The following is a 9,487-nucleotide window of genomic DNA, read 5'->3' as shown; positions in this document are numbered from 1 at the left end:
GACCCACTGTAGACCCACTGTAGACCCACTGTAGGTTCGTTCTTCTTTCATTTATTATTCGGTGAAACTCTATGCTAAGTATGTTTGTATAATTGTTATGAATTTGTTCATCATAAAAGATAGCCCAAAATATCTTTGTATATGATACTTTTTTCTGTATCTTTGTCGTTGGATTTTAGTAACCATAAAATGTACTAAAAAAATAAATGTAATATGCATCCACGTATCAAAAACATTCTTGAAAATTACACTTATCCTATTATCAAATCTATTACTTACCCTAATGGTGATATGCTTGTTTTGGAGGGACAATGGATTAAAGAGAAGTATCACCTAAGAATTTTGTGTAAATCGTCCTTAGATAGTTATTTTTCTTATAACGAAGAGGATTATGTCTCTAATCTCTATCCGAAAATTATGGTAGAGAATGCCCAATATAAAATTTATGGAGGTGAATGTAGTTGGGAAGGAGATGGTTTTATTTACATTATCAATAAAGAAAATGGGGAACTTTTATGGTTTTTGTTTTTGGATAATAGCGAGTATTTTAAGGAAGCCTATTTTGAGGATACAAACCATATAATCGCTCGTTCTGAACTTGGCTTACGACTAAGAATTCCTATTAATGAACCTGAAAAACTAAGTGTAATAAAATGACTTTAGAAGAGATAAAAGCAATTGTCTATTACATTCAAGGCTTACAAGCCCTTTGGAAAGAAGGCTATAATGCTAAAAAAGTAGGAGATTATACTTCCAATTTTCAGAGACTATAATACCACAAATGAGCTGTGGGAGGTTATCAATGAGTTACAGTTTATGGGAGAAGGAGAAGAATGGGAAAAAACCAAAGAAGAAGTAGAGGCTCTTATTCAAGAGAAATTAGGAATTAGAATTTGCGACCCTATCAGTATACTTTCTTACACAATTAACTTGTTTATAAAGCAACTTACTAGTGATTTCTCAACCAATTCACTAGTTTTATCATTTATAGAACAGACAAAAGAGCTTATTACTTATCAAGAATATACTTTGGCATTGGAAAACTTACTGAAAAGCCTTTTGGAAAAATGTATTTCTATTCCAAGAGATACTTTGGCTATTATTGATGTTATTGAGGATTCTTATATCAAAAGATTACAGGCTTCATTATGGGGAGTGTAAAACCAAAATTTTTCTAATTATTTTTGATACTTCTTTGTGAAATTATTATCTTTGCAAAAAAATATTTTTTTATGAAAGAAAAAAGAAATACCAAACAAAAAATTAATTTATTTATAGGTTCGATTGGAGCCTTTATAGGGGTAGCAGTGTTTGTAGCTTATATTCCTCAAATTATGGCTAACTTAGAAGGACACAAAGCACAACCTTGGCAACCATTGTTTGCAGCAGGATCTTGTCTTATCTGGGTAGTGTATGGATGGACAAAAGAACCTAAGCCCGATTATATTCTCATTATTCCTAATTTGGTAGGGGTTGTTTTAGGATTTTTAACTTTTATTACTTCTCTTTAAATAGATTGAGTTATAGGATATATTTCAATTAAAACAAAGAAAGTAAAATATAAATAAATCCATCAATAAAAAACTATCGTTTTTCTTTGGTGGATTATTCTTTTTTTGTACCTTTGTCATTCGTTTGTTAAATAGCAAATAACTTTTTAAACTTACCAAAATATTATGTCTAAAGAATTAGAAAATGTAATGACCAATCACTTTGAAAAAAAACACCTTATCGCTTTGATATGTATAGTGATTGTAACTGCTGTAGTGTGGAATTTACCTACTGAGGTGTTTCATATTAGCGGACTAACGGTGGTACATCAGCGAATTATTGCTATTTTTGTATTTGCTACCTTAATGTGGATTAGTGAAGCTATCCCTTCGTGGGCTACTTCGCTGGGTATCATCACCCTAATGTGTTTAACGGTTTCTAACCACAGTCTGTTTTTCTTTAAAGGAGAAGAGAACGAGATTTTCGGAAAACTACTCAGCAGTAAAGAGATTATGGCTACCTTTGCCAACCCTGTGATTATACTCTTTTTAGGTGGGTTTTTCTTGGCTATTGCCGCTACCAAATCGGGGTTAGACGTCTTGCTTGCCAAAAATTTGATACGTCCGTTCGGAAATAAAAGCGAGAATGTGCTATTGGGTTTCTTGCTCATTACGGGTATTTTCTCAATGTTTGTGAGTAATACTGCTACGGCAGCTATGATGCTCACTTTCCTTACTCCTGTTTTTGCAGCACTACCTGCAAGTGGCAAAGGACGTACCGCACTCACGATGAGTATCCCGATTGCCGCTAACTTAGGCGGTATGGCTACCCCTATCGGTACACCTCCTAACGCTATTGCTCTGCAAGCTCTTAACGACCCTAAAGGACTGAATATGGGCGTTGATTTCGGCGAATGGATGTCGTTTATGTTTCCATTGGTACTTTTGTTACTCTTCATCTCGTGGCGACTTATATTAAAATTCTTTCCTTTTACTCAAAAAACAATTAACTTACATATTCTAGGAAAAGTACACCAAGGTTGGCGTATGTGGGTAGTTAGTGGCACTTTTATCATTACTATTCTTTTATGGCTACTCCCCAGTGAACTAACTGGTATTGATGCCAATACCGTTGCCTTAGTACCTATGGGTATCTTTGCAGCAACAGGTGTGATTACCGCCAAAGACCTACAGTCCATCAATTGGAGCGTTATTTGGATGGTAGCGGGAGGATTTGCTTTAGGTTTAGGTATCAATGAATCGGGCTTAGCCAAACTTGCTATTGATACCATTCCATTTGGGTCGTGGTCGCCTATAATAGTATTGATTGCATCGGGACTTATTTGTTATCTTCTCAGCAACTTTATTTCCAATACTGCTGCGGCAGCCTTGTTAATTCCTATTTTGGTAACTATTTGTCAAGGAATGGGAGAAAACCTAAGCGCGATAGGTGGTACCTCTACAGTGCTTATTGGGATAGCTCTAGCAGCATCATCAGCAATGTGTTTGCCTATTTCTACGCCTCCGAATGCCATTGCGTACTCTACAGGCTTAGTAAAACAGAATGATATGCTGAAAATGGGGCTTATCGTAGGGCTTATCAGTATGGTGATAGGGTACCTTGTTTTGTATGTTGTAGGAGAAACACATCTCTTAGGGTAATATGAAGAACATCATCATAACAGGTGCCAGTCGAGGGATAGGCTTTGCGCTGGTACAACAGTTGGCTGCGGAAGGGCATAATATTTTAGCCCTTTCGCGGCATACTGCTTCTATAAAGGCACTGCAATTGCCTAATGTGCATTGTTTCCCTTTTGATATTACAAAGACAGAAGACCTACAAACGGTAGTCACCTATTTGCAACAATGGCAGTGCGTGGATATACTCATTCATAACGCAGGAAAACTCATCAACAAACCCTTTGAACAACTTACTGAAACTGACTTTTTAGAAGTGTACAAGGTAAATGTATTCGGAGTGGCACAACTCACTCAGAAAGTATTGCCTTTTATGAGGAATGGGTCGCACGTGGTAAGTATCAGCAGTATGGGAGGCATACAAGGGAGTTTGAAGTTTGGCGGTTTGGCAGCGTATAGTTCCTCTAAAGGTGCTCTTATTACCTTATCGGAGCTCTTAGCCGAAGAATACAAAGAGCGCGGTATCGTTTTCAATACTTTAGCCTTAGGTGCGGTACAGACCGAAATGCTCACTGAAGCCTTCCCTGATTATAAAGCTAATATCACCCCACAGCAAATGGCACGCTACATTGCCGATTTTGCCGTTAATGGTAGTAAGGTATTCAATGGAAAAGTAGTACAAGTAGCCAATACAACTCCATAAAACAATTAAAAACTAACGACTAATAAACTAAAATATGTACATCATTATTTTAACGTATCAAAAAGACCTTTCAGAGGTTGAAAAACATTTAGAAGCACATCGCGCTTATTTAGATAAGCATTATGCTTCAGGACATTTTGTTGCTTCAGGAGCACAAGTACCTCGCATAGGTGGTATAATTTTATGTAAGGCAGGCAGTAGGGGAGAGGTAGAAACTATTATTGCCCAAGACCCTTTTTATCAGCACCAAATAGCAACCTACCAGGTCATTGAGTTTACTCCTACCAAATTCTCTGAGGAGTTCGGTAAGGTACTCTCTTAAAACCACAATTAACAAGTGAAAATTATTTTTCTAACAGCCCTTACTTTCTCAATCTTAATACTCCTGCTTTATTACCTAATTCAGCAGTCTAAAAAGCCTTCGGGTTTTGTAGGTGTAATAATGATGAAACTTTTTAATCGTGTTTATATACCAATGGTACAATGGGCATTAGGATTTTATAAACCGTCAGAAGCTCCCCGAAAAATATTAGATATAGGAGTAGGAAATGGCAAATCAACTGTCCTGCTCACTGAATATTTTCCTCATAGTGAAGTTTGGGGAATTGAAATATCCGAAATCGCTATTAAGGAAGCAAAGAAGCTTCATACAAGGGCTATCTTTCAGTTAGAGGACATTCGGCATACCTCATTTGGTGATAAAACTTTTGATTTGATAACTGCTTTTCAAACACACTTCCATTGGCAAGACCTCAAAGAGGCTTTTTTGGAAGTCAAACGTATACTTTCAGACAAAGGCATTTTTCTCATTGCTTGTGAATATGCAAAGATTAGTTATTACCTTCCTAAGCTAAAAAGAACAGAAGATTTTAGTCAATTTTTAAACTCAGTAGGACTATCCTTAGTACAAGAAGAAAGAATACAAGGTTGGGTGTTTTACAAGCTAATAACTACTGAATATAAGTAACTTACAATAAAAATGTAAACCTTTTATTTAATGTATATTCTATAAAGTATCTATTTACTATGTATATAAATGTGAAAATAATCTAATAATCAGTATATTAACCACCAATTTAAATAAAAGTAACAAGCATTTATTACGCTTACTAATGCTTTCGTTTTTGTTATAATACTTATACTTTAACTTTAAAATGTTTTAATAAAATATTAATAACCAATATTTTAATATAATAATTATATATGAGTAAAAATATAGTCTCTACTACCAAGAGGAAACGCAAGGCAAATCGCTCCAAAAAGGTAGGTTTGCCTGCCGGTAGTCTGGTGTATTTCGGTAATAAAGAGAAGCCTCTCAATATAGAAGTCTTTGCCTATAACGAGCATTCTTGTGAGGTAAAGAAAGTCTCTTCGGCTGAGGAAGCCCTTAAATTTATAATCGATAGCCGTATCACGTGGGTGAATGTAAACGGCTTAAACAATATTGAGGAAGTAAAAAAGTTAGGTGCTTATACTCATTTAGATAACCTATTTTTGGAAGACGTACTCGATACCGAACACCGTCCGAAAGTAGAAATCCTCGATGAACATATTCTTGTGATCATTAAAATGCTGTACTACGGCAAAGATAAGCAACTCATTTCAGAGCACTTAGCATTATTATTGGGTAAAAACTACCTCATCACTTTTCAAGAAAGTGAAGACGAAGACGTGTTTGACCCCGTACGCAAACGTTTGCAAAACGCCGATAGCAGTCTGCGCAAACGCCCCGCTGACTATTTGCTATTCGGACTCTTAGATGCTATTGTAGACAACTATTTTGTGATTTTGGATAAAGTAAGCGATAAGATTGAAACCATTGAAGATGATATTATTATTCACCCTCGTGAAGATATGATTTCCGAAATCCAGTTGTTGAGAAAGAGTGCTATCTTTTTGCAGAAATCAATTACGCCCTCGCGTGAGGTAGTAAACAAGATAGAGAAAACCCCTCATCATCTTATCGACACCGATACCAAGCATTATTTCCGTGACCTCCACGACCACACGGTGCAAATTGTGGAAACACTCAGCACTTACCGCGATATCCTTTGGGGGCTTACTGATACCTATATGGGGGCAATGAGTAACAAGATGAACAACATTATGCGCTTGCTCACCCTTATTTCTACTATATTTATTCCGCTCACTTTTATTGTAGGGGTATACGGTATGAATTTCAAGTATATGCCTGAATTAGAAGTATGGTGGGCATATCCGTTAGTATGGTTGGTGATGATAGGTATTTCAGTAACAATGATTTTCTACTTCAAACGCAAAAAATGGCTTTGATTTTTGTGAAAATGCACTATCTTTGCGCGCTATGAATTTGTTAGACGAGAATGTACAACGCTTTATCAGGGAATACGAGGGGACAACTACAACATTGCTCCTTAAAAAAACTGTGTTCAATGGCATTTCTAACAAAGAATTAGTACAACAGATTGAAGGCAGACGTACAGCAGCTAAAAAACTCCCTTTTTTGCTTACTGCGGAAGGTATATTGTTTCCCCCAACACTTAATTTAGAGCAAACCTCCTCCGAAGCAACCGCTCAGTATAAGGCACAAGGCTTACACGGAGAACGTTTTTTAGACCTTACTTGTGGGTTCGGTATTGATGCATTTTTTCTTTCAGAGAAGTTTAAAGAAGTTACGTTGGTAGAACAAAATAAGGAACTTCTCAGTAAAGTAGAGCATAATTGGCAGGTTCTAGGGCGCAAGGCTACATTTATAAATGGAAGCGCAGAAGCTTTTTTGAAAGCCACAACAGCACATTACAACCTTATTTATCTCGATCCTGCCCGTAGAGACATACTCAAACAAAAGAAGTTTCTCTTAGAAGACCTCTCACCTAATATCTTAGAGTTACAGTCTGTACTATTACAAAAAGCAGATAAAGTGCTTACCAAACTTTCACCTATGATAGACATTAGTTATCTGTTGCATACGCTACCCAAGATAACACACATTCATTTAGTAGCTTTGCGCAATGAAGTAAAGGAGGTATTAGTAGTACAAGAACCTAAAAAAGAAACGCAAGTACAAATACATTGTGTGAATTTGGAGACTGAAGAGCCTATTTTGCAATTTACAGAAGAAGTGTTGCATAGTTCTCAAGCGGTATATAGTGTGCCTAAACAATACTTGTATATTCCTAATAATGCTTTGTTGAAATCAGGAGCTTTTAATTATATAACGCAGTATTTTGAGGTAGAGAAGTTGGACGTAAATACTCATCTATACACTTCCAAGCAGCTAAAAAAGCCCTTTGCCGGACGTGTTTTGCAGGTAACTCCTATCAATCCTAAAGAGTTGAAGAAAGGTAGTAAATATTGTATTCTCTCTAAAAACTATCCGTTATCGGTAGCTGAAATTAAAAAGAAATACCATATCGTGGAAGGTGGTAATGAATATCTTATCTTTACCCGTTCCGTTGAGGGGTTGGTCGTACTTTTAGGGAAGGTAATCGAGTGAGAAAGTTTTTTCTTTTGAGGTAAAAATGCTTAGTAAACGATAGTTGTACACTGGGAGTAATCAAGCGAATAGGTTTATTATCCGTAGGATAAACTGACTTGTTATTAAAAATTCCCGATAAGGCTACAGTCCAATCATCTTTCAGATATACAAACGAAAAGCGTGTCACAGAAGTAGGATAAACCTTAATATTCAGCTGTTGCAGTATGTCCATTTGGTTACCAAAATTCAATCCACCGATAAACGCCCCTGTAAGTAACCAGTGTTTGCCAGCTACCCACGAATAGCCATAGCCCACGTGAAAACCTATTTGGAAATTCTCAAAAGCCTCGCTACTCACATTCTCTGTTTTAGCATCAGGCTCTATGCGATGCCAATAGAAACCACTGCCAAAAAGCAAACTCCCCGCCGATTTCACTTGGCGTTCGCTTTGCTCAAAGGCAGCTCGCGCCGAGAACTTGTCTGCACGCCATACGTAAGTGCTTTCTACACCTATTTGCTGGGTAGAAAGGGTAGGGAAGAGGGTGTAATTCCCTTTACCTCTATCGATATAAAATCCTGTATAGTCTTGATAATAAGCATCTATAAGTATGCGTTTACCGTATTTATGTGCTTGTATATCAATACTGCGAGTTTTTAGATTTGTTTCATTTTTTAGTCGGAATAAGTTCTGTGCATAAAGTACGTTAAGCCCTAATATCTTGCGCAAACCTATTCCAACTCCTAAACTAAATGGGTAGTTGGGTGAATAAACCTCTTTCCCTTGCGTAAGTATGAGCATTTTGGTAGGAGTATATGCTCTGAGCCATATTTCTTGCGGATAAGGTTGAATGTAGGTAGTATCGCGCTCTTATGCAAAGAACGAAAGGCAACCTCCCCACAAAAAAATCAATAATAAGGCTCGTAAATTCATTATAATATATAAAAACGGGTGCAAAAGTAATACATTTTTAGTAACTATGAAAATCATACTCAAATACTTTCCCTCACTTAGTGAGTTGCAACAACAACAATTTGCAGAGCTCAAACCGCTGTACGAAAAGTGGAATGCTCAAATAAACGTCATCTCGCGCAAAGATATAGACGATTTCTACGAGCGACACGTGTTGCATAGTTTGGCTATTGCTAAGCGCATTCAGTTCGTCGATGGCACAGTACTATTAGATGTCGGTACTGGTGGAGGCTTTCCTGGCATACCTTTGGCTATAATGTTTCCTAACTGTCAGTTTACATTGGTCGATTCTATCGGAAAGAAAATAAAAGTAGTACAAGAAGTAGTAAAAGCTTTAAGGCTAACCAATGTAACGGCTATGCAGATAAGAGCCGAAGAACTAAAAGATACTTACGACTTTGTGGTAAGTCGTGCTGTTACTCAAATGAAGGATTTTGTACCTTGGGTAAAAGGAAAGTTTAAGAAGACTTCTAAAAACGATCTCCCTAATGGTATTCTTTATTTAAAAGGCGGCGAACTTACTGAGGAGTTAGCACCTTTCCCTAAGGCAGAACTGACTGATATCAGTAGTTATTACGATGAACCTTTCTTCGAGACTAAGAAAATAGTGTATTTAAAGGGGTAAAATATTAGAACCAAATCATAAAAAAGGCTGTCTAAAACGACAGCCTTTTTTATGATTTAAATTTTCTTGAGTTGTTGTTGCATCATCTTTATTTGGTCGCTCATCAAGTTTTGTTTATCTAGCTTTTTAGCCTCAGTAAGGAGCTCCTGTGCTTCGCGTTTTTTCCGCTTTTGCATCATAATACCTGCCAAACTCAATTTTGCCATCGCTACGTCATAACTCATCGTAAGTCCCAATTGTAGGGCTTTACGAAAGTATTTTTCTGCTTGAGTAAGGTTCTTTTGCGAGTAGATAATACCGTACATATAGTTGTAATAGCCTTGTTGTTTGCGGAGTAAAGCTGTCTGAGGGTCTGCTATTTTGCCGAGCCATTTTTCCATTCCTGCAAAGTCTTGCTTGCGCAAACGTAAGAATGTGAGAAGTATAAATTCGTTGCGAAAATAGAGTAAAATAGGAATAAGAGAAAGCAAAATAAGCGCTATACCATTTCCTATATTCCCCTGTGTGAACTGATATACCGCCGACGCTATGATAAGCACAGCTATAACTATTTTTAAATATTTGTTCTGTAAATATTTCATTTCTGTTTTTGTTTTAAAAGTTT

General features: G+C 36.8%; 10 protein-coding genes and 2 pseudogenes. 10 read left to right on the top strand and 2 right to left on the bottom strand.

Annotation, left to right across the window (positions count from 1 at the left end; genetic code table 11):
* The first annotated feature begins 213 nt into the window (after nucleotides 1–213).
* The 9 genes and pseudogenes from HMPREF9078_RS05535 (at nucleotide 214) to HMPREF9078_RS05495 (ending at nucleotide 7,306) form a co-directional block, all read left to right on the top strand.
* Complete coding sequence (locus HMPREF9078_RS05535; protein WP_009419748.1) at nucleotides 214–657, top strand: hypothetical protein; 444 nt, start codon at nucleotides 214–216, stop codon at nucleotides 655–657.
* Nucleotides 654–1,161: pseudogene (locus tag HMPREF9078_RS05530) on the top strand (hypothetical protein). The gene HMPREF9078_RS05535 and the pseudogene HMPREF9078_RS05530 overlap by 4 nt, the downstream one beginning before the upstream one ends.
* Nucleotides 1,162–1,232: 71 nt before the next feature.
* Nucleotides 1,233–1,511 carry a SemiSWEET family transporter gene (locus HMPREF9078_RS05525; RefSeq protein ID WP_009417746.1) on the top strand — a complete coding sequence of 93 codons (279 nt, stop codon included), beginning with the start codon at nucleotides 1,233–1,235 and terminating at the stop codon, nucleotides 1,509–1,511.
* A 165-nt stretch (nucleotides 1,512–1,676) separates the two neighbouring features.
* Nucleotides 1,677–3,152 (top strand): DASS family sodium-coupled anion symporter, encoded by a 1,476-nt coding sequence (locus HMPREF9078_RS05520; protein WP_009419747.1) that lies wholly within the window; start codon nucleotides 1,677–1,679, stop codon nucleotides 3,150–3,152.
* A 1-nt stretch (nucleotide 3,153) separates the two neighbouring features.
* Complete coding sequence (locus HMPREF9078_RS05515) at nucleotides 3,154–3,831, top strand: SDR family oxidoreductase (protein ID WP_009419746.1); 678 nt, start codon at nucleotides 3,154–3,156, stop codon at nucleotides 3,829–3,831.
* Between the two features lie 34 nt (nucleotides 3,832–3,865).
* Nucleotides 3,866–4,153 carry a YciI family protein gene (locus HMPREF9078_RS05510; protein ID WP_009419745.1) on the top strand — a complete coding sequence of 96 codons (288 nt, stop codon included), beginning with the start codon at nucleotides 3,866–3,868 and terminating at the stop codon, nucleotides 4,151–4,153.
* 15 nt (nucleotides 4,154–4,168) lie between these two features.
* Complete coding sequence (locus tag HMPREF9078_RS05505; protein ID WP_009419744.1) at nucleotides 4,169–4,798, top strand: class I SAM-dependent methyltransferase; 630 nt, start codon at nucleotides 4,169–4,171, stop codon at nucleotides 4,796–4,798.
* 236 nt (nucleotides 4,799–5,034) lie between these two features.
* On the top strand, nucleotides 5,035–6,123 hold the full coding sequence (gene corA, locus HMPREF9078_RS05500) for a magnesium/cobalt transporter CorA (protein ID WP_009419743.1): 1,089 nt from the start codon (nucleotides 5,035–5,037) through the stop codon (nucleotides 6,121–6,123).
* A 31-nt stretch (nucleotides 6,124–6,154) separates the two neighbouring features.
* A complete protein-coding gene (locus HMPREF9078_RS05495) occupies nucleotides 6,155–7,306 on the top strand; it encodes a class I SAM-dependent methyltransferase (protein ID WP_009419742.1) in 1,152 nt (383 codons plus the stop codon).
* Here the strand turns inward: HMPREF9078_RS05495 and HMPREF9078_RS05490 are convergent.
* Nucleotides 7,254–8,141: pseudogene (locus HMPREF9078_RS05490) on the bottom strand (DUF4421 family protein); the annotation flags it as partial. The gene HMPREF9078_RS05495 and the pseudogene HMPREF9078_RS05490 sit on opposite strands and share 53 nt — an antisense overlap.
* 124 nt (nucleotides 8,142–8,265) lie before the next feature.
* On the opposite strand from HMPREF9078_RS05490, the gene rsmG reads away from it, so the two are divergent.
* Entirely contained in the window at nucleotides 8,266–8,883 is a 618-nt protein-coding gene (gene rsmG / locus HMPREF9078_RS05485; RefSeq protein ID WP_009419740.1) for a 16S rRNA (guanine(527)-N(7))-methyltransferase RsmG, read from the top strand.
* 56 nt (nucleotides 8,884–8,939) lie between these two features.
* Here the strand turns inward: rsmG and HMPREF9078_RS05480 are convergent, their stop codons facing one another.
* Nucleotides 8,940–9,464, bottom strand: a complete 525-nt coding sequence (locus HMPREF9078_RS05480; protein WP_009419739.1) for a hypothetical protein — start codon at nucleotides 9,462–9,464, stop codon at nucleotides 8,940–8,942.
* Nucleotides 9,465–9,487 lie beyond the last annotated feature (23 nt).

The organism is Capnocytophaga sp. oral taxon 380 str. F0488, assembly GCF_000318255.2.
Lineage (GTDB): Bacteria > Bacteroidota > Bacteroidia > Flavobacteriales > Flavobacteriaceae > Capnocytophaga > Capnocytophaga ochracea.
The sequence above is the reverse complement of the archived record's forward strand: the minus strand, read 5'-3'. Positions and strand labels throughout refer to the sequence as shown.

Excerpts from the sequence above, each read along its gene's own strand:
- HMPREF9078_RS05520 (WP_009419747.1), top strand. The coding sequence starts at position 1,677 with ATGTCTAAAGAATTAGAAAATGTAATGACCAATCACTTTGAAAAAAAA.
- corA (WP_009419743.1), top strand. The coding sequence starts at position 5,035 with ATGAGTAAAAATATAGTCTCTACTACCAAGAGGAAACGCAAGGCAAAT.
- HMPREF9078_RS05510 (WP_009419745.1), top strand. The coding sequence starts at position 3,866 with ATGTACATCATTATTTTAACGTATCAAAAAGACCTTTCAGAGGTTGAA.
- HMPREF9078_RS05525 (WP_009417746.1), top strand. The coding sequence starts at position 1,233 with ATGAAAGAAAAAAGAAATACCAAACAAAAAATTAATTTATTTATAGGT.
- HMPREF9078_RS05495 (WP_009419742.1), top strand. The coding sequence starts at position 6,155 with ATGAATTTGTTAGACGAGAATGTACAACGCTTTATCAGGGAATACGAG.
- rsmG (WP_009419740.1), top strand. The coding sequence starts at position 8,266 with ATGAAAATCATACTCAAATACTTTCCCTCACTTAGTGAGTTGCAACAA.
- HMPREF9078_RS05480 (WP_009419739.1), bottom strand. The coding sequence starts at position 9,464 with ATGAAATATTTACAGAACAAATATTTAAAAATAGTTATAGCTGTGCTT.
- HMPREF9078_RS05515 (WP_009419746.1), top strand. The coding sequence starts at position 3,154 with ATGAAGAACATCATCATAACAGGTGCCAGTCGAGGGATAGGCTTTGCG.
- HMPREF9078_RS05535 (WP_009419748.1), top strand. The coding sequence starts at position 214 with ATGCATCCACGTATCAAAAACATTCTTGAAAATTACACTTATCCTATT.